At 70.3% G+C, this 18,780-nt stretch carries 15 protein-coding genes; 4 read left to right on the top strand and 11 right to left on the bottom strand.

The annotated features are described in order from the left end of the window. Positions 1–100 precede the first annotated feature (100 nt). Entirely contained in the window at positions 101–691 is a 591-nt protein-coding gene (locus tag A5481_RS01640) for a glutathione S-transferase family protein (RefSeq protein WP_048433940.1), read from the bottom strand. A 14-nt stretch (positions 692–705) separates the two neighbouring features. Next, entirely contained in the window at positions 706–1,914 is a 1,209-nt protein-coding gene (locus A5481_RS01645) for an ABC transporter substrate-binding protein (protein WP_048433941.1), read from the bottom strand. A gap of 329 nt (positions 1,915–2,243) precedes the next feature. Between A5481_RS01645 and A5481_RS01650 the strand changes: the two genes are divergently transcribed. Further along, on the top strand, positions 2,244–3,449 hold the full coding sequence (locus tag A5481_RS01650; RefSeq protein WP_048433942.1) for an iron-containing alcohol dehydrogenase: 1,206 nt from the start codon (positions 2,244–2,246) through the stop codon (positions 3,447–3,449). 31 nt (positions 3,450–3,480) lie between these two features. Here A5481_RS01650 and A5481_RS01655 read toward each other — a convergent pair whose 3' ends face one another. Then, the gene (locus A5481_RS01655; RefSeq protein ID WP_082173118.1) at positions 3,481–4,218 is read right to left on the bottom strand and encodes a FadR/GntR family transcriptional regulator; all 738 of its coding nucleotides are present in this window, start codon (positions 4,216–4,218) and stop codon (positions 3,481–3,483) included. A 38-nt stretch (positions 4,219–4,256) separates the two neighbouring features. Further along, a complete protein-coding gene (locus A5481_RS01660) occupies positions 4,257–4,793 on the bottom strand; it encodes a hypothetical protein (RefSeq protein ID WP_048433944.1) in 537 nt (178 codons plus the stop codon). A gap of 153 nt (positions 4,794–4,946) precedes the next feature. Between A5481_RS01660 and A5481_RS01665 the strand changes: the two genes are divergently transcribed. Together A5481_RS01665 and A5481_RS01670 are read left to right on the top strand one after the other, a co-directional pair. Next, the gene (locus tag A5481_RS01665) at positions 4,947–6,329 is read left to right on the top strand and encodes an aminotransferase (RefSeq protein ID WP_048433945.1); all 1,383 of its coding nucleotides are present in this window, start codon (positions 4,947–4,949) and stop codon (positions 6,327–6,329) included. A gap of 409 nt (positions 6,330–6,738) precedes the next feature. Then, a complete protein-coding gene (locus A5481_RS01670; RefSeq protein ID WP_048435121.1) occupies positions 6,739–8,199 on the top strand; it encodes a methyl-accepting chemotaxis protein in 1,461 nt (486 codons plus the stop codon). Between the two features lie 351 nt (positions 8,200–8,550). Here A5481_RS01670 and A5481_RS01675 read toward each other — a convergent pair whose 3' ends face one another. The 6 genes from A5481_RS01675 to alaS all read right to left on the bottom strand — a co-directional run bounded on the left by A5481_RS01675 (position 8,551) and on the right by alaS (position 16,864). Further along, positions 8,551–10,083 (bottom strand): acyl-CoA carboxylase subunit beta, encoded by a 1,533-nt coding sequence (locus A5481_RS01675; protein ID WP_048435120.1) that lies wholly within the window; start codon positions 10,081–10,083, stop codon positions 8,551–8,553. Between the two features lie 220 nt (positions 10,084–10,303). After that, entirely contained in the window at positions 10,304–11,200 is an 897-nt protein-coding gene (gene rfbA, locus A5481_RS01680) for a glucose-1-phosphate thymidylyltransferase RfbA (RefSeq protein WP_048435119.1), read from the bottom strand. Positions 11,201–11,214: 14 nt separating this feature from the next. Then, positions 11,215–12,114, bottom strand: coding sequence for a dTDP-4-dehydrorhamnose reductase (rfbD, locus tag A5481_RS01685; protein ID WP_048435118.1), 900 nt, complete (start codon positions 12,112–12,114; stop codon positions 11,215–11,217). A 4-nt stretch (positions 12,115–12,118) separates the two neighbouring features. After that, positions 12,119–13,171 carry a dTDP-glucose 4,6-dehydratase gene (gene rfbB, locus A5481_RS01690; RefSeq protein ID WP_048435123.1) on the bottom strand — a complete coding sequence of 351 codons (1,053 nt, stop codon included), beginning with the start codon at positions 13,169–13,171 and terminating at the stop codon, positions 12,119–12,121. 108 nt (positions 13,172–13,279) lie between these two features. Next, positions 13,280–13,834, bottom strand: a complete 555-nt coding sequence (gene rfbC, locus A5481_RS01695; protein ID WP_048435117.1) for a dTDP-4-dehydrorhamnose 3,5-epimerase — start codon at positions 13,832–13,834, stop codon at positions 13,280–13,282. A 363-nt stretch (positions 13,835–14,197) separates the two neighbouring features. Then, a complete protein-coding gene (gene alaS / locus A5481_RS01700) occupies positions 14,198–16,864 on the bottom strand; it encodes an alanine--tRNA ligase (RefSeq protein WP_048435116.1) in 2,667 nt (888 codons plus the stop codon). Between the two features lie 175 nt (positions 16,865–17,039). Here alaS and A5481_RS01705 point away from each other — a divergent pair, with 175 nt between their 5' ends. Continuing rightward, positions 17,040–17,453: an MAPEG family protein gene (locus A5481_RS01705; RefSeq protein WP_048435115.1), complete on the top strand. Its 414-nt coding sequence runs from the start codon at positions 17,040–17,042 to the stop codon at positions 17,451–17,453. 213 nt (positions 17,454–17,666) lie between these two features. On the opposite strand, the gene recA is transcribed toward A5481_RS01705, so the two are convergent. Then, entirely contained in the window at positions 17,667–18,758 is a 1,092-nt protein-coding gene (recA, locus tag A5481_RS01710; protein ID WP_048435114.1) for a recombinase RecA, read from the bottom strand. Between the last annotated feature and the right edge of the window lie 22 nt (positions 18,759–18,780).

Raw genomic sequence — 18,780 nt, forward strand, 5'->3', positions numbered from 1 at the left:
CCTGATCCCCGGCCTTCGCCGCAACGCCCGGACTGTCGTCCGTCAGCCCTACGATAGCCGAGGTTCGGGGGGGAGCGCATGGGGCGCGATGGGAGGGGGCTTATCCGCGCGGCACGGTGTCCCGCACCGAGGGCCGGTCGGCTTGCGCATCGCGGAAGGCCGCGACGTTCGGGCAGAGACCCCGCCAGTCGTGGTCGGGAAAGCGGAAGACCAGGTAGTCGAGGGTGGTGATCGCCGCGATCGCCGGCAGGCCGAACGCCTCCTGGACGCTGGCGAAGACCGCATCGAGCCGCCGCAGGCCCTCCCGCATGGTGCGGAAGCGCTTGGTGCCGACGAGGCCGGCATCGAAGTCCGGCGCCGACTTGCGGCCGATGATGACCGCGACCGCGGCGTCGAACACCCCGATCGCGACGCCGGCGGCCGAGAGCGCCGTCGGACCGCCCGCCAGCATCGCCGGGGCGGGGCCGGTCGCGTCGAGGTGGCCGAGGATCAGCAGCGCCTCCGTGAGCCGCGCGCCGTCGTCGGTGACGAGCGTCGGCACGCGGCCGGCCGGGTTGGCGTCGAGGAAGGCCGGGTCGTCGGCCCAGGCATCGACGAAGGCGGTATCGACCGATTCGTTCAGCCCCTTCTCGATCAGGGCCATGCGGACGATGCGGACGAAGGGCGAGGTCGGGTTGGCGTAGAGTTTCATGATGCGTCGTCCGCTCAGCCGGTGGTCAGGGGGCAGCCGCTCTTGTCGGCGGGGGTGAACAGCGTGTCCCCGGGGATCGTTTCGATGACGCGGTAGAGATCGGCCTTGCTCTTGGAGTCCTTCGGGCTCTTCACCTCGACGAGCATCATGTCCATCACCACCCGGCCGTTCGCCTGGATGCGCGGGTTGCCGTAGAAGCCGTCGTCGATCGGCAGCTCCTTCATGGCCTTGTTGACGGCGCCGGCCTCGTCGGTGCCGGCCTTCTCGACGGCCTTGAGGTAGTGCCGCACCGAGGAATAGGCGGCGGCGTGGCCCATGGTCGGCACCACGTTGCCGTTGCGGGCCATCAGGCGCTTGGCCCAGGCGCGGCTGGCGTCGTTGGCGTCCCAGTAGAAGTTCACCGCCATGCGGATCCCCTGCGCCGCGTCGAGGCCGAGCGCCACGGTGTTGTTGGTGAAGACCAGCATCGCCACCACCTTCGAGGTGATGCCGAATTCCCGCGCCTGCTTGATGGTGTTGACGAGGTCCGGCCCGGCATTGGCGAGCCCGATCACGTCGGCACCCGACGACTGGGCCTGGATCAGCTGCGAGGACAGGTCGGTGGCCCCGAGCGGATGGCGGATCTCGCCGACCACCGTGCCGCCCGCCGCCTTGACGGCCTTGCCGGCATCCGCCGCCAGCCCGTGGCCGAAGACGTAATCGGCGGTGATGAAATACCACTTCCTGCCGCCGCTCTGGACCACGGCGCCCGCCACCGCATTGGCGAGCTCGCCGGTCGAGGGCACCCATTGGGTGCCGTAGGGCGAGCAGCCGGGACCGGAGAATTGCGAGGCGTAGCCGCCGGTCACCATCGTGGTGATCTTGCGCTCCTTGGCGTAGGCCTGCACGCCGAGGCCCACCGAGCTGGCACCGCCGAGCACGAAGGCGGTGACGCCGCGCTGGTCGACGAGCTGGCGGGCGAGGCCCGAGCCGATATCGGGCTTGTTCTGGTGGTCGACGCCGATCACCTCGATCGGCCGCCCGAGCACCTTGCCGCCGAAATCCTCCGCCGCCATCGTGGCGGCGAGCACCATGTTCGGCCCGCCATTGCCGGAATACATCCCCGACAGGTCCTCGAGCACGCCGATGCGCAAGGGCGTCTCGGCGGCCAGCGCCGGCGCGGTCAGCATCGTGGCACACAGGCCGGCGACGGCGAGGCGTCGCGTCCAGAACGGTCGGGGCATGGCGTTTCCTCAAGGATCGGCACCGGCCGGTCTCGCGCCCGTTCTCGGGCGTCGGGGCGATGCGTGACGATCGCCATGGTATGGCGGCCACGATCAATTGCCGTCCAATAGTTTGCACGTCGCCCCGTCATCGTTTCCCGGTATGGCTGGCGGCGATCCGGGGTGCCGACCCAGGGTGCGGCGCCCCGCCATCGTCGCCGGCTATGGCTCGCGCCCGATCTTTGTATTGGACGGGACGTCCGGGGACGGGCGACACCGCCGGCACGCTGCGCGAGGGCCCGACGAGACAGGCGCCCCGCTGCCCGAGGACACGCCCCGAGGACACGCCCATGATCACGAGCTTCTACATGCCGACCCGGATCGTCTCGGGGAGAGGCGCCCTCGCCACCATCGGCACGCTCGCCCGCGACCTGAAGATGACCCGGGTGCTGATCGTGTCCGATCCGGTGATCTCGGCGCAGGGGTTCCACGCCGACGCGCTCGCGGCGCTCTCCGATGCCGGGATCGCGGTCTCGCGCTTCGACGAGTGCGGGATCGACGCGCGCTGCTCGCACATCGACGACCAGGGCGAGCGGGTGCGCCGCGATGGCATCGACGGCGTGGTGTGCATCGGCGGCGGCTCGGTGATGTGCACCGGTAAGGGCATCGCCATCGTGGCGACCAACCACAAGCCGATGGCCGAGTGCACCGGCGTCGGGCAGTTCGACCGCAAGGCGCTGCCGATGATCATGGTGCCGACTACCGCCGGCTCCGGCTCCGAGGTGTCGCAATGGACCATCGTCAAGGACGAGGTGCGCCACCTGAAGCTGCTCGGCGGCGGCCCCCTGAGCTTCCCCGACGCCGCGATCCTCGACCCCGTCACCTTGCGCTCGCTGCCGATGCACGTCGCGGCCCTGCCGGCGGTCGATGCGCTGACCCACGGCGTCGAGGCGTACCTGAGCGGCATCGCCTCGCCGCTCACCGACGCGGTGGCGCTGGCCGCCGTGCGCCTCCAGGCCGCCTCGCTGCGCGCCTCGATCAACGCCGACGACGACCGTGCCCGGGAGGACAACCTGGTGGCCTCCTGCATGGCCAACATCGCCTGCGGCAACGCCCGGCTCGGCCACGGCCACGCCCTGTCGCTGCCGCTGGAAGGCCATCTCGACCTGCCTCACCCCTACGGCGTCGGGGTGCTGCTGCCGCACGTCGTCGCGTTCAACCTCGCGGTGCTGCCGGCCAAGGTCAAGCCGCTCGCCGAGGCGCTCGAGGTCGAGACCCCGGGCCTGTCGCGCCAGGAGACGATCGAGGCCTGCGCCGACGCGATCCGGGCGCTCTACGCCGATATCGGCTTCCCCACCCGCTTCACCGCCGCGCAGCTGCCCCGCGACCGCGTGCGCGAGATGGCGCTGCGCGCCGTGCCCGGCCTCTATGCCGGCATCGCCGCCAAGGACTTCGATCCGGCGAGCGCCCACGACCGCACGATCATCGCGAGCCCGGCGGCGCGCAGGATGACGGTGAGGCAGGCAGAGGAGATCTTCGAGCGGTGCGTGGGATGAGGCCGAAGGTCGTTTTCGACGGCCGCCGGGGTCACTCCGCCATCGACAGCTCGGTATCCGCCAGCGCCAGGTGGATCAGCTCGGCCATCCGCGCCCGCGCCAGGGTCCCCTCCCCCGCCGCGATCGCCTCGTACAGGGCGCGGTGCTCGGGCAGCGGATCGCGCGGCAGCGCGCGGCGGCGCTGCTTGTAGATCGTCGTCCAGGTGACGGACGCGGCGATCGAGCTCGACAGGGCGACCAGCGGCGCGTTGCCGGTCGCCTCCAGGATCGCGTGGTGGAAGGCCTGGTCGGCGGCGCGGCCGGCCGCGACGGCGAGGCCGTGGCGGGCCATGCCGTCGAGGGCGTGGGCCATCCGGTCGAGGTGGTCGTCGCCGCGGCGCGCGGCGGCGAGCTCGGCCGCAGCCGGCTCGACGATCTGGCGCAGCTCGAACAGGTCGCGGATGAAGCCCTCGCCCGGCTCGGTCTCGAAGGCCCAGGCCAGGATGTCGGGGTCGAGGAGGTTCCAGCGGCCGCGCGGGCAGACCCGGGTGCCGGCCTTCGGCCGGCTCTCGACCAGGCCCTTGGCGCTCAAGGTGCGGATCGCCTCGCGGTAGGCGGTGCGGGAGACGCCGAGCCCCTCGGCGGCCGCAATCTCGCCCGGCAGCACCGTGCCGGGCGGGGAACGCCCGGACAGGATCGCGATTCCGATGTCCCGCGCGACCGCGCCGGCGAGCCGGTGCGAGGCCGAGGCGAGCGGCAGCACGACGGCGTCGCGTGCACCGTCCCTCACCGCGTTGCCCTCACCGCGTCGCCCTCACCGTCCGGCCCTCACGTCACCGTCCGCTTCTCCACGTCGAGGACGGGGCCGTTCGGCGTCATCCGTTCGCGGGCGACGAGCCGGTCGCCGGGCAGGAAGACGCCGAGCGGCACGTCCCGGTCGGGCAGCACCACGGTGGCGTTGTAGTTGACGAAGACCAGCACGTGCCGGCGCTGCGGGATCGACGCCACGGCCCAGCGCTTGAGCTGGCCGTAATACGGCTCCCGGCGCCAGACGCTCGGCTGGCTCGGATCGACCTGGACGTGCAGGAAGCGCGTCACGGGATCGAGGCTCAGCACCATCTTGGCCTTGTCGGGCTTCCATTCCGGGCCGAGCCAGGATTCCGTCATCCACAGGCAGTGGAAGGCGCGGCAATGGCCGGGCCGGGTCTCGTGGATGCCGCAGCCGCGGCCGGGCTTGGCGTGGCGGCACCACTCGCCGGCGACGCTCTCGACGGCGGGCACGTCGTAGACCTTGCAGCACAGGGTGCAGGCGCCGCAGGCGCGGCCGGGCGCAGGCGTCGAGACGAGTTCGGCGGGGTCGAGCATGCGCGTCGGTCTGACCAGGATTGTGCGGGCGGCCCGCGTGAGCGGCCCGGGTTGTGCGTCGGGATCGCGCCGCTAGTGTGACGGCGCAAGCGAATTCTGCTCGGCCAGTCGGGAGCCGCCCTGGGGCTCCCCGTGAAGAAAGCGACAGAGACGATGCTCTCGAACCTCGCCACCCGCGACGTCGAAACCCTGATCCACCCCTACACCAACCTGGCGGCCTTCCGGCAGACCGGGCCGCTGGTGCTGGAGCGCGGCCACGGCGTCTGGGTCTACGACACCGACGGACGGCCCTACCTCGAGGGCATGGCGGGCCTGTGGTGCACCGCGCTCGGCTATTCCAACGAGGAGCTGGTCGAGGCCGCCCGCGAGCAGATGGCGCGGCTGCCCTTCACCCACCTGTTCTCCGGCCGCAGCCACGACCCGGCGATCGAGCTCGCGGAGACCCTGAAGGAGCTGGCGCCGATCCCGGTCTCGAAGGTGTTCTTCACCTCCTCGGGCTCGGAGGCCAACGACACCCAGGTCAAGCTGACGTGGTACCTCAACAACGCGCTCGGCCGGCCGCAGAAGAAGAAGATCATCGGCCGGCACAAGGGCTACCACGGCGTCACCGTGGCCTCGGCCTCGCTCACCGGGCTCACCGCCAACCACGCCGACTGGGACCTGCCGCTGCCGGGCTTCCTGCACGCCGCCTGCCCGCACCACTACCGCGGCGCGCATCCCGGCGAGAGCGAGGAGGCCTACTCGGCGCGCCTCGCGGCGGAGCTGGAGGAGATGATCCTGCGCGAGGGGCCTGAGACCGTCGCGGCCTTCATCGCCGAGCCGGTGATGGGTGCCGGCGGCGCCATCGTGCCGCCGAAGGGCTACTTCGCGGCGATCGAGCCGGTGCTCGCCCGCTACGACGTGCGGCTGATCGCCGACGAGGTGATCTGCGGCTTCGGGCGGCTCGGCACCTGGTTCGGCTCCGAGACGGTCGGGATGAAGCCCCACAGCCTGTCCTTCGCCAAGGCGCTGACCTCGGCCTACATGCCGCTCGGCGGCGTCACGGTCGACGAGACCCTGTACCAGGCGATGCAGGACCAGAGCCGCAAGATCGGCACGTTTGGCCACGGCACCACCTATTCGGGCCACCCGGTGGCGAGCGCGGTGGCGCTGAAGACCATCGAGATCTACCGGCGCGACAAGATCATCGAGGGCGCGGCCGAGAAGGCGCCGCACTTCCAGCGCCGCCTGTCGGCGCTCGAGGAGCACCCGCTCGTCGGCGAGGCCAAGGGGCTCGGCCTGATCGGCGGCCTCGAGATCGTCGCCGACAAGGCGACGAAGCGCCAGTACGACCCGAAGGCGGGCGTCGCCGCCCGCTGCGTCGCCTTCGCCCAGGAGGAGGGCCTGATCGTCCGCTTCCTCACCGGCGACCGCGTCGCCGTCTGCCCGCCGTTGGTGATCCGCCCGGACGAGATCGACACCCTGTTCGACCGGCTCGGCACCGCCCTCGACCGCACCCAGGCCTGGATCCGCGAGCAGGGCCTGACAGCCGCGTAAAAAACGCTCAGGCACGACGAGGCCGCCGCCCGGCGGCCTCGTCCGTACAGTCCAGGCAAGCCGCGGCCGAGTATCCGGCCGGCCGGACGTGCCGCGCCGCAAGGTCCCCGCCCGCCGATCGCGCCGTCGCCGCAGGGTCTCCCCCCAGGCCGGGGCGGAGCGAGGTCCCTGCCCTTACCGTTAGGAGCCGACAGGCCCGCCGCGCCCGCCGGTTTCCGCAGACCTTGCTCAATCCCTTGTATTTGAACAGTTATTTTTGAAGTAGCGTCACCGCCGCGGCGTGCGGCGAGTCCCCCCTATTTCATTTCGGACCGCCGGGCCGCTGACATGAAAGCACCGGTTTTATAGGATTATTAAACCTGAAGACTCCAAATTTGAGCAGTTATCGATCAAAGGGAGAGCCGGCGACATGTTTTGGAAGAGGCGGGAAAACGTGTCCGATGCGACATTGGCCGCCCTCAACAGGTCTCTCGCCATCATCGAATTCAACCTCGACGGCACGGTGATCCAGGCCAACGACAACTTCCTCAGGCTGCTCGACTACCGTCCCGAGGAGATCGTCGGCAAGCATCACCGGATGTTCCTCGGCGAGGAGACGGCGGCCTCGCCCGACTACGCGGTGTTCTGGGACAAGCTGCGCGCGGGCGAGTTCTTCGCCGACGAATTCCTGCGCTTCGGCAAGGGCGGCCGGCGCGTCTGGCTCGAGGCGACCTACAACCCGGTCCTCGACGCCACCGGCAGGCCGGTCAAGGTGGTGAAGCTCGCCGCCGACATCACGAAGAAGAAGAACGAGATCAGCCGTCTCCTGACGATGATCGAGGGGATGCCGGTCGCGGTGATGACCGCCAACCCCCACGACGAGTTCCGCATCGACTACATGAACGGCGCGTCGCGCCGGACCCTCGGCCCGCTGGCGCAGTACCTCCCGGTCACGGCGGACCTGATGGTCGGTACCTCGATCGACGTGTTCCACAAGAACCCGTCGCATCAGCGCCGGATGCTGGCCGATGCGAGCCGCCTGCCGCACCGGACCAAGATCAGGCTCGGGCCGGAGGTGCTCGACCTGCAGGTCTCGGCGATCATGGGGCCGGACGGCGCCTATCTCGGGCCGATGCTGACCTGGGCGGTGGTCACCGCGCAGACGACCATGGCCTCCGACGTCTCGCAGGTGGTCGGCGCCATGAGCCAGGCCGTCGAGGAGATGCAGCGTTCCGCCAACGGCCTCGGCCGCTCGGCCGACGAGGCGCGCGAGCGCGCCGCGACGGTGGCGGCGGGCTCGGAGGAGATGACGGCCTCGATCCAGGAGATCTCGAGCCAGGTCGGCCGCGTCTCCGAGCGCGCCCAGCAGATCGCCGCCCAGGCCGAGGCGACCGACGCCACCGTGCGCACCCTCTCCGACAAGGCCCGCGAGGTCGATTCGGTCGTCGGCATGATCTCGACCATCGCCGACCAGACCAACCTGCTCGCGCTCAACGCCACCATCGAGGCGGCTCGCGCCGGCGCTGCCGGCCGCGGCTTCGCGGTCGTCGCCGCCGAGGTCAAGGAGCTGGCGGGCCAGACGGCGCGCGCCACCGGCGAGATCACCCAGCGCATCGGCGACATCCAGGGCGCGACCGGCGAGGCGGTGGCGGCGATCGCCACGATCAGCAGCGCGGTGGCCGAACTGTCGCGGCTGACGCTCGCCATCGCCAGCGCCGTCGAGCAACAGGCCGCCTCGACGCAGGAGGTGTCGTCGAACATCCTGGCGGTGTCGGACGCCGCCAACGCCACCGGCCGGATCGCCGAGAGCGTCCGGGCGGTGTCGGAGAGCCTCGCCGGGCATTCGAGCGGGCTGACCGGGAGCGTGGAGACGTTCCTGAAGGCGGGGTAGCGGTCAGGCTTTGCGGAGAGCGAGAAAAGCGCAGGTTCTCCCCTCTCCCCGCGGGCGCAGGGCTGTCCGGGGAAAGTTGTGGCGCACCTCCCCTCTCCCGTGTGGGAGAGGGGCCGGGGGTGAGGGTGGCGCGCTTCCGTATGAAGCGCTGAATCGTCGTGCTGGCAGCGGAACGGTTCGGCCTTCTTGCGGCACCGTCTCCACCCTCACCCCTACCCCTCTCCCACACAGGAGAGGGGATCCCGCGCTTGATTCTGACGAAGATTTTCTCTGGACAGTCCTGCTCTCCCCGCGGGAGGGGAGAGGAGGATACCCGCGCCCACGACACGAACGAGTGCGCTGTCCCGCCCCTCACAACGGGATGTTGTCGTGCTTCTTCCAGGGCTGCTCGCTCTCCTTGGTGCGCAGCATGGCGAGCGCCCGGGCGATGCGCCGCCGGGTCGAGTGGGGCATGATCACCTCGTCGATGTAGCCGCGCTCGGCGGCCACGAACGGCGACATGAAGCGCTCCTCGTACTCGGCGGTGCGGGCCGCGATCTTCTCCGGGTCGCCGAGATCCTGGCGGAAGATGATCTCGACCGCGCCCTTGGCGCCCATCACGGCGATCTGGGCGGTCGGCCAGGCGTAGTTCACGTCGCCGCCGACGTGCTTGGAGGCCATCACGTCGTAGGCGCCGCCGAAGGCCTTGCGGGTGATGACGGTGACGAGCGGCACCGTCGCCTGGCTGTAGGCGAAGAGCAGCTTGGCGCCGTGCTTGATCAGCCCGCCATATTCCTGCGCGGTGCCCGGCAGGAAGCCCGGCACGTCGACGAAGGTCACGATCGGGATCGAGAAGGCGTCGCAGAAGCGCACGAAGCGGGCGGCCTTGCGCGAGGCGTCCGAATCGAGCACGCCGGCCAGCACCATCGGCTGGTTGGCGACGAACCCGACGGTGCGGCCCTCGATCCGGGCGAAGCCCGTGATGATGTTGCGGGCGTACGCCGCCTGGATCTCGAAGAAGTCGCCCTCGTCGACCACCCGCCGGATCAGCTCGCCCATGTCGTAGGGCTTGTTCGGGTTGTCGGGGATCAGGGTGTCGAGGCTGCGGTCGAGGCGGGCGGGATCGTCGAAGCTCTCGAGTTCCGGCACGCCGGCCTGGTTGTTGGCCGGCAGGAAGTCCATCAGGCGCCGGATCTGCAGCAGCGCCTCGACGTCGTTCTCGTAAGAGCCGTCGGCGATCGACGACTTCGAGGTGTGGACCTTGGCGCCGCCGAGCTCTTCCGCCGTCACCACCTCGTTGGTGACGGTCTTCACCACATCGGGGCCGGTCACGAACATGTAGCTCGTATCGCGCACCATGAAGATGAAGTCGGTCATCGCCGGCGAGTAGACGTCGCCGCCGGCGCACGGCCCCATGATCACCGAGATCTGCGGGATGACGCCCGAGGCCGTCACGTTGCGCTTGAACACCTCGCCGTAGCCGCCGAGCGCCGCCACGCCCTCCTGGATGCGGGCGCCGCCGGCATCGAAGATGCCGATGATCGGGGCGCGCATCTTGAGCGCCATGTCCTGGACCTTGATGATCTTCTGGGCGTGCGCCTCGGAGAGCGAGCCGCCGAAGACCGTGAAGTCCTTGGAGAACACGAAGACCGCGCGGCCGTTGATCGTGCCCCAGCCGGTGACGACGCCGTCGCCCGGGATCTTCTGCCGCTCCATCCCGAAATCGTTCGAGCGGTGCTGCACGAACATGTCGAATTCCTCGAACGACCCCGAATCGAGGAGGAGCTCGATGCGCTCCCGGGCCGTGAGCTTGCCGCGCTTGTGCTGCGCCGCCACTCGGCTCTCGCCGCCGCCGAGCCGGGCCTGCGTGCGCCGCTGGTCCAGCCGATCGAGGATGTCCTTCATGCTGTCGCCCGTCCCTGAAGAAATGTCGCCCGCCCGCCGAGAGGCTTAGCCGTGCCTGCGGCTTAGCACGCACCGGGGCGCGGCGAAAACTCGGTCTTTTCGGGCGGGGCGGGGCGGGGAAACGCGAAGGGCCGCGCCCTCCCCGGCCGGGACGGCGCGGCCCTTCGGCCGGTCGACGGACGAGCCCGGCCCGGAACCCGGGCCGCGCCCTAAGGCGGGATCACTCCCCGAGCAGGGCTTGGCCCGGCTCCTGCTCGCGGGCGAGGCGCAGCAGGCTCTGGCCGTAATTGGTCTTGGCGAAGAGCTGGCCGCGGGCCACCACCTGCTCGCGGGTGATGAAGCCTTGCGTGTAGGCGATCTCCTCCAGGCAGGCGACCTGCATGCCCTGGCGGTGCTGGATCACGCGCACGAACTCGCCGGCCTCGAGCAGGTTGTCGTGGGTGCCCGTATCGAGCCAGGCATAGCCGCGCGACATGCACTCGACGTGGAGCTGGCCGCGGTCGAGATAGGCCTGGTTGACGTCGGTGATCTCGAGCTCGCCGCGGGGCGACGGCTTCACCGCCGCCGCGATGTCGAGCACCTGGTTGTCGTAGAAGTACAGGCCGGTCACCGCCCAGGGCGATTCCGGGTTCTTGGGCTTCTCGACGAGCTTGGTGGCGCGGCCGTCCTTGTCGAGGGTGACGACGCCGTAGGCCTCCGGATGGTCGACGTGGTAGGCGAAGACCGAGGCCCCCGTCTTCCGCTCGCGCGCCTTGGCCAGGAGCTGGCGCATGCCGGCGCCGAAGAACAGGTTGTCGCCGAGCACCAGCGCGACCGAATCGTCGCCGACGAACTCGCGGCCGATGATGAAGGCCTGGGCCAGGCCCTCGGGCTTGGGCTGCAGCGCGTACGAGATGTTGATGCCGAACTGCTCGCCGGTGCCGAACAGGCGCTTGTAGTTGTCGATATGCTCCGGCGACGAGATCAGCAGGATGTCGCGGATGCCGGCCAGCATCAGCACCGAGACCGGGTAGTAGATCATCGGCTTGTCGTAGACCGGCAGCAGCTGCTTGTTGATCGCCAGCGTCGCCGGGTGCAGCCGCGTGCCGGATCCGCCGGCGAGCACGATGCCCTTCATGATAGTTTACTCCTTCAGGCGTGTTTCGCCGCGGGACCGATGAGCTGGTCCAGGATGTCGTCGAGGGCCGCCTGCCACGGGCGGGGCGTGAGTCCGAAGGCGGCGGTGAGCGTCCCGGTCGAGAGCTCGGAATTGGCCGGCCGGGTCACCGGGGTCTTGAAGGCCGAGCTCGGGATCGGCGCGACCGGCACGGAGCGGGCGCCGCGCGCCGCCGCCCCCGCCATGATGGCGACGGCGAAGTCGTACCAGGTCGTCGCGCCGGCATTGACGCAGTGATAGGTGCCGGCGGGCGCGGCCGGATCCTCGGCGAAGCGCAGCGCGATCGCCACCAGGACCTCGGCGAGGTCGCCGGCCGAGGTCGGGCAGCCGCGCTGGTCGGCGACCACCGTCAGCGTGTCGCGCTCGGCGGCGAGCCGCAGCATCGTCTTGACGAAGTTCGCCCGGTGCGGGCTCACCACCCAGGCGGTGCGCACCACGGCGTGGCGCGGGTTGCCGGTGCGCACCGCCATCTCCCCGGCGGCCTTGCTGGCGCCGTAGACGCTCACCGGATGCACCGGCGCGTCGGTGGCGTAGGCCCCCGTCCCGGTCCCGTCGAAGACGTAGTCGGTCGAGACGTGGATCAGCGGGATGCCGGCCTTGGCGGTCTCCGCCGCCAGGTAGGCGGCGCTGAGCGCGTTGAGCCGCCAGGCCGCCGCGACGTCGCTCTCGGCCTTGTCGACCGCCGTGTAGGCGGCGGTGTTGATCACCGCCGACCAGGGCCGTTCGGCGACCGCGCGGGCGACCGCGGCCTCGTCGGTGATGTCCAGCGCCGCCCGGGTCGGAGCGTGGATGACCACCCCCTCGCCCCAGGATTGCCGCTGCAATTCGGTGCCGACCTGGCCGCCGCCGCCGAGGACGAGGATGTCCCGCGCCATAGTCTTACTCCGCGCTCAGGCCGAGGCGCTCGCCGGAATAGCGGCCCTCGCGGATCGGGCGCCACCACGACTCGTTGTCGAGGTACCAGCGCACGGTGTCCTCGAGCGCCTGCTCGAAGGTGCGGCTGGGCGTGTAGCCGACCTCGGCTTCGGCCTTGCTCGGGTCGATGGCGTAGCGCCGGTCGTGGCCCGGACGGTCGGTGACGAACTGGATCAGGCGCTCGTGCGGGCCGGCCTCGGGACGGAGGCGGTCGAAGATCGCGCAGAGCGTCTTGACCACCTCAAGGTTGTTGCGCACCGAGCGGCCGCCGAGCAGGTAGGTCTCGCCGATGCGGCCCTTCTCCAGCACCGCCACGAGGCCGCGGGCATGGTCCTCGACGTGGATCCAGTCGCGCTCGTTCTGGCCGTCGCCGTAGACGGGCAAGTTCTTGCCCTCGAGGGCGTTGAGGATCATCAGCGGGATCAGCTTCTCGGGGAAGTGCCGCGGCCCGTAATTGTTCGAGCAGTTGGTCACCAGCACCGGCAGGCCGTAGGTCTCGTGCCAGGCCCGGGCCAGGTGATCGGAGGCCGCCTTCGAGGCCGAGTAGGGCGAGCGCGGGTCGTAGCGGCTGTCCTCGGTGAAGAAGCCACCCGGGGGCAGCGAGCCGTAGACCTCGTCGGTCGAGACGTGGAGGAAGCGGAAGGCGTCGCGCTCCGCGCCCGACAGCCCGTTGTAGTAGGCCCGCGCGGCTTCCAGCATCACCTGGGTGCCGACCACGTTGGTGCGGATGAAGGCGCCCGGCCCGGTGATCGAGCGGTCGACGTGGCTCTCGGCGGCGAGATGCATCACCGCCTGCGGGCGGAACTCGGCGAAGAGGGCCGAGACCTTCTCGTGGTCGCAGATGTCGGCTTCGGCGAAGCGATGCCGGTTGTTGCCCTTGAGCGGCATCAGCGAGATCGGGTTCGCCGCGTAGGTGAGCGCGTCGAGGGTCAGGACCTCGTGGCCGAGGTCTTGGACGAGGTGAAGGACCAGGGCCGAGCCGATGAAGCCGCAGCCGCCCGTGACGAGGATGCGCATGGGGTCGATGATCTCCAAAAGGTGGCGCCCATCGGCGCGAGGCGAATCAGCTCGCCTTCTGATTGTATATTCGGACGCCGACCCCGCGGGAGGTCGGCAGTGCGGGACTCAGAACAGCGCCGGCAGGTCGGCGAAGCGAGGCGCGACCTTGTCCTTCGCCGAGAGCTGGGCCTCGGCCTCGCTCACCGGCCAGTCGATGCCGAGATCCGGATCGTTCCACAGCAGGTTGCCGTCATGCTCCGGGCTGTAGACGCCGCCGGCGACCTTATAGGCCACCATGGTGTCCGGCTCGAGCGTGCAGAATCCGTGCCCGAAACCGATCGGCACGTAGAGCTGGTGGCCGCCCGCCGCATCGAGGCGGGCGGCGACGTGCCGGCCGTAAGTCGGCGAGTCGCAGCGCAGGTCGACCGCGACGTCGAGGATCGCGCCGGAGAGCACGCGGATCAGCTTGGCCTGGGCGAAGGGGTGGCGCTGGAAGTGCAGGCCGCGGACGGTGCCCTGTTGCGCCGAGAACGACTGGTTGTCCTGGATGAAGTGATCCTCGACGCCGTGGGCGGCCAGGACGTCGGCCCGGTAGGTCTCCGAGAACCAGCCGCGCGCATCGCCGTGCCGCTTCGGGATCACCAGCTTCACCGCCGGGATCGCCTGATCGATGACCTGCATCCTGCCTACCTTCCGATCTCGTGCCGCCCGGTCGATGCGGGGCTCTTGCCCGGCAAACGCGGCACAACGGCGTCGGCCTGACCTGCCCCAGGCCGCACGCCCGCAGCCTCTACTTCGCGGGCGCGAGATGAGCAAGGTCGGACGCGGATCGGATACGGCGGTCGGAAATAGGCATCCGCACAGCCTTGCGCACGCGCGGACGCCTCACGCAGCCCGCACGCGCCGGAATTTCGGGACGCTCAGACGAAACTTCGGGACGTCAGGGATCAATACCGCTCCGAACCGGGCAATACGGCGGCGCAGTACGCCGGAACACCGCGCCGGGACCCCGGACGGGGCCCCTGAGCGCGGCGCCGGGCAGCGTCACGGGGTCGCGAGGACCGCTGCGATCGCCTCCAGGGCGGCCTCGGCCGCCGCGCCATCGGGACCGCCGGCCTGGGCCATGTCGCGGCGCCCGCCGCCGCCCTTGCCGCCGAGCCGCTCCGAACCCGCCCGCACCAGCGCGACCGCGTCGAACCGGCCGGTCAGGTCCTCGGTCACGCCGACGACGAGGCCGGCCTTGCCGTCCGGCGCCACGCCGACGATCGCGACGATCCCGGAGCCGAGCCGCTTCTTGCCCTCGTCGGCGAGGCTCTTGAGGTCGCGCATCTCGACGCCCTGGACGACCCGGGCCATCAGCTTCGTGCCGGCGACCTCGCGCACGCCGGCGTCATCGCCGCCGCCAGCCCCCCCGCCCATGGCGAGCTTGCGGCGCGCATCGGCCAGCTCCCGCTCCATGCGGCGGCGCTCCTCGAGCAGGCTCGCCAGACGCTCGGGCGCCTCGGCGACCGGCGCCTTGAGCAGGGCCGCGATCGCCGCGAGCTGGCGGCTCTCGCCGGCGAGGTGGCGGCGGGCGGCGTCGCCCGTCATCGCCTCGATCCGGCGCACGCCGGCGCCGACCGCGCTCTCGGCCAGGATCGTCACGACGCCGATATCGCCGGTGCGCCCGACATGGGTGCCGCCGCAGAGCTCGATCGAGAAGGTCTTGCGCCGGCCGTCCTCGGCGGCGTCGCGGCCCATCGAGACGACCCGCACCTCCTCGCCGTACTTCTCGCCGAACAGCGCGCGGGCGCCGGACGCGACCGCGTCGTCGACCGCCATCAGCTTCGTCACCACCGGTTCGTTCTGCAGCAGCACCCGGTTGGCGATCTCCTCGACACGGACCAGTTCCTCGGCCTCGATCGGCTTCGGGTGGCTGATGTCGAAGCGCAGGCGCTCGGGCGCGACGAGCGATCCCTTCTGGGCGACGTGGTCGCCGAGAACCTGGCGCAGGGCCTCGTGCAGCAGGTGGGTGGCGGAGTGGTTGGCGCGGATCGCCGAGCGGCGGGCGTGATCGACCTTCAGCTCGACCGGCTGGTCGAGGGTCAGGGCGCCCTCCTCCACCGCGACGTGATGGACGAAGAGGTCGCCGAGCTTCTTCTCGGTCGCGGTCACCCGGGCCTTGAGGCCCTGGGCCGTCACCATGCCGGTATCGCCGACCTGGCCGCCGGACTCAGCATAGAACGGCGTTTGCGTCACGACGAGGAGGCCTTCCTCGCCGGCCCGGATCGTCTCGACCTCGGCCCCGCCGCGCACGAGCGCGGTGACGACCGCTTCCGCCGCTTCCGTGTCGTAGCCGAGGAACTCGGTGGCGCCGGTGCGCTCGCGCAAGCCGTACCACAAGGTCTCGGTGGCGGCCTCGCCCGAGCCCGACCAGGCCGCGCGGGCCGCCGCGCGCTGGCGCTGCATCGCGGCCGAGAATCCGTCGGTGTCGACGGTGATGCCGCGGGACTTGAGCGCGTCCTGGGTCAGGTCGAGGGGGAAGCCGTAGGTGTCGTAGAGGGTGAAGGCGGTCTCGCCCGACAGGCTGCCACCCTCCGAGAGGTCGCGGGTCTCGGCGTCGAGGATCGACAGGCCGCGCTCCAGGGTGCGGCGGAAGCGAGTTTCCTCCAGGCGCAGGGTCTCGGCGATCAGGCTCTCGGCCCGCGCGAGCTCAGGGTAGGCCTGGCCCATCTCCCGCACCAGCGTCGGCACGAGGCGGTACATCATCGGGTCGCGGGAGCCGAGGAGCTGGGCGTGGCGCATGGCCCGGCGCATGATCCGGCGCAGCACGTAGCCGCGGCCCTCGTTGCTCGGCAGCACCCCGTCGGCGACGAGGAAGGACGAGGCCCGCAGGTGGTCGGCGATGACCCGGTACGAGGCGGTCGCCTTGCCCTCCGGCGCCCGGCCGACCTGGTGCGCCACCGCGTCGATCAGGCTGCGGAACAGGTCGGTGTCGTAGTTGCTCTTCACGCCCTGGAGGATCGCCGCCATGCGCTCGAGGCCCATGCCGGTATCGATCGAGGGCCGCGGCAGGCCGACCCGGTTGCCCGGCTCGATCTGCTCGTACTGCATGAACACGAGGTTCCAGAATTCGAGGAAGCGGTCGCCGTCCTCCTCCGGGCTGCCGGGGGGGCCGCCCCACAGCTCCGGGCCCTGGTCGATGAAGATCTCCGAGCACGGGCCGCACGGGCCGGTATCGCCCATCTGCCAGAAATTGTCGGAGGTCGGGATGCGGATGATGCGGTCGTCGGAGAAGCCGGCGATCTTGCGCCACAGGGCGGCGGCATCGTCGTCGTCGGCATAGACCGTGACCAGCAGCCGCTCGGGCGAGAGCCCGAATTCCTTGGTCACGAGGTTCCAGGCAAGCTCGATCGCCAGCGGCTTGAAATAGTCGCCGAACGAGAAATTGCCCAGCATCTCGAAGAAGGTGTGGTGGCGCGCCGTGTACCCGACATTGTCGAGGTCGTTGTGCTTGCCGCCGGCGCGCACGCATTTCTGCGCCGTGGTGGCGCGCTGGTAGGGCCGCTTCTCGACGCCGGTGAAGACGTTCTTGAACTGCACCATGCCGGCGTTGGTGAACATCAACGTCGGGTCGTTGCGCGGCACCAGCGGCGAGGACGGCACCACCTCGTGGCCGTGCTTGGCGAAGTAGTCCAGGAAGGTGGACCGGATCTCGTTGACGCCACTCATGGGAAGAATCGTCTCTGCGGAAGGCGGGCCGGGAACTCGGCGCACCGGCGGGCGGCCCGCGGATGCATCCGCGTGTCTTTAGTCACGCGCTCCCCCCGTGTCGAGGCGGGGCGGCGCCGCTATGTGAGCCGGGACAGGCGCGGCCGCCGGCCCGCCCGGCAGGATCCGAGCCCCGATGACCGACGACATCCGCCTCCTCGCCTTCGCGGCCGCCCTCGGCTTCGTCCATGTCATGGCCGCCTCCGCCGCCGGGCTGAAGCAGCGCGGCGGCCTGACCTGGGCGGCGGGCAACCGCGAGAGCGAGGGCGAGGTCACCGGCGCCGCCGCCCGGCTGAAGCGCGCGTCAGCCAACTTCTTCGAGACCTTCCCGCTCTTCGCCGCCCTGGTGCTCGCCGCCGCGGTGTCGGGCCGGCAGGGCGGGGCGGTGGCGTGGGGGGCCGAGCTCTATGTCTGGGCCCGGCTCCTGTACCTGCCGATCTACGGCTTCGGCATCCCGTGGGTCCGCACGCCGGTCTGGGGCGTGGCGATGGTCGGCATCGGGTTCGTGTTCGCGGGTCTGTTCGGATGGGCCGGGCCGGGAGCGCCGTGACGGGCAGGTCCTTCAAGGACCTGAAAGAGGCGCGGGGTTTTCTCCTCTCCCTGCGCACGGGGGAAAGCAAAGGCGCGGGCCAACCCTCCCCCGCAGAGGGGGGAGGGAACATGCCAGCGCCACTCCCTGCCTCATACAGCCCCGTGCAACGAGAAGGGGCCGCCGCGCTCGTCGCGCGGCGGCCCCGATAACCATCAGAACAGATCCCTCGGATCAGGCCGATCCCTCGTCGAGGTCGTCGGCCGTCGGGGTGGCGTTCTCGAGGATCTTGTCGGCGACGAGGCCCGAATTCTGCCGGATCGAGGCTTCGATCTTGTTGGCGACGTCGGGATTGTCGCGCAGGTAGCCCTTCGAGTTCTCGCGGCCCTGGCCGAGGCGCTGGCTGTCGTAGGAGAACCAGGCGCCCGACTTTTCGACGATGCCGGCCTTGACGCCGAGGTCGATCAGCTCGCCGACCTTCGACACGCCCTCGCCGAACATGATGTCGAACTCGACCTGCTTGAACGGCGGCGCCACCTTGTTCTTGACCACCTTGACCCGGACGCTGTTGCCGATCGGCTGGTCGCGGTCCTTGAGGGTCGAGATGCGGCGGATGTCGAGGCGCACCGAGGCGTAGAACTTCAGCGCGTTGCCGCCGGTCGTGGTCTCGGGGCTGCCGTACATCACGCCGATCTTCATCCGGATCTGGTTGATGAAGATGACCATGCAGTTCGAGCGCGAGATCGAGCCGGTGAGCTTGCGCAGGGCCTGGCTCATCAGGCGGGCCTGGAGGCCCGGCTGCTGGTCGCCCATCTCGCCCTCGATCTCGGCCCGCGGGGTCAGCGCCGCCACCGAATCGACCACCAGCACGTCGATGGCGCCGGAACGCACCAGGGTGTCGGTGATCTCGAGGGCCTGCTCGCCGGTATCGGGCTGCGAGATCAGGAGGTCGTCGAGGTTGACGCCGAGCTTGCGGGCATAGACCGGATCGAGGGCGTGCTCGGCATCCACGAAGGCGCAGACGCCGCCCTTCTTCTGGGCTTCGGCGATGGTGTGGAGCGCGAGCGTGGTCTTGCCGGAGGATTCCGGCCCGTAGATCTCGATCACGCGACCGCGCGGCAGGCCGCCGACGCCGAGCGCGATGTCGAGGCCCAGCGAGCCGGTCGAGACGACCTCGACCTCCTGCACCTTGTCGCCCTTGCCGAGCCGCATGATCGAGCCCTTGCCGAAGGCGCGCTCGATCTGGGCGAGGGCGGCGTCGATCGCCTTCGACTTGTCTTTGTCCATGGTCGGGTTTTCCACCAGTCGCATCTGGGGCTGAGCCATCTCGGCGGGTCCTTATGGCAGG

It is taken from the genome of Methylobacterium platani (assembly GCF_001653715.1).
In the GTDB taxonomy this organism is placed as follows: domain Bacteria; phylum Pseudomonadota; class Alphaproteobacteria; order Rhizobiales; family Beijerinckiaceae; genus Methylobacterium; species Methylobacterium platani.

Excerpts from the sequence above, each read along its gene's own strand:
- A5481_RS01660 (WP_048433944.1), bottom strand. The coding sequence starts at position 4,793 with ATGCTCGACCCCGCCGAACTCGTCTCGACGCCTGCGCCCGGCCGCGCC.
- rfbB (WP_048435123.1), bottom strand. The coding sequence starts at position 13,171 with ATGCGCATCCTCGTCACGGGCGGCTGCGGCTTCATCGGCTCGGCCCTG.
- rfbC (WP_048435117.1), bottom strand. The coding sequence starts at position 13,834 with ATGCAGGTCATCGATCAGGCGATCCCGGCGGTGAAGCTGGTGATCCCG.
- rfbA (WP_048435119.1), bottom strand. The coding sequence starts at position 11,200 with ATGAAGGGCATCGTGCTCGCCGGCGGATCCGGCACGCGGCTGCACCCG.
- A5481_RS01665 (WP_048433945.1), top strand. The coding sequence starts at position 4,947 with ATGCTCTCGAACCTCGCCACCCGCGACGTCGAAACCCTGATCCACCCC.
- A5481_RS01640 (WP_048433940.1), bottom strand. The coding sequence starts at position 691 with ATGAAACTCTACGCCAACCCGACCTCGCCCTTCGTCCGCATCGTCCGC.
- A5481_RS01670 (WP_048435121.1), top strand. The coding sequence starts at position 6,739 with ATGTTTTGGAAGAGGCGGGAAAACGTGTCCGATGCGACATTGGCCGCC.
- rfbD (WP_048435118.1), bottom strand. The coding sequence starts at position 12,114 with ATGGCGCGGGACATCCTCGTCCTCGGCGGCGGCGGCCAGGTCGGCACC.
- A5481_RS01645 (WP_048433941.1), bottom strand. The coding sequence starts at position 1,914 with ATGCCCCGACCGTTCTGGACGCGACGCCTCGCCGTCGCCGGCCTGTGT.
- recA (WP_048435114.1), bottom strand. The coding sequence starts at position 18,758 with ATGGCTCAGCCCCAGATGCGACTGGTGGAAAACCCGACCATGGACAAA.
- A5481_RS01675 (WP_048435120.1), bottom strand. The coding sequence starts at position 10,083 with ATGAAGGACATCCTCGATCGGCTGGACCAGCGGCGCACGCAGGCCCGG.
- A5481_RS01650 (WP_048433942.1), top strand. The coding sequence starts at position 2,244 with ATGATCACGAGCTTCTACATGCCGACCCGGATCGTCTCGGGGAGAGGC.
- A5481_RS01705 (WP_048435115.1), top strand. The coding sequence starts at position 17,040 with ATGACCGACGACATCCGCCTCCTCGCCTTCGCGGCCGCCCTCGGCTTC.
- alaS (WP_048435116.1), bottom strand. The coding sequence starts at position 16,864 with ATGAGTGGCGTCAACGAGATCCGGTCCACCTTCCTGGACTACTTCGCC.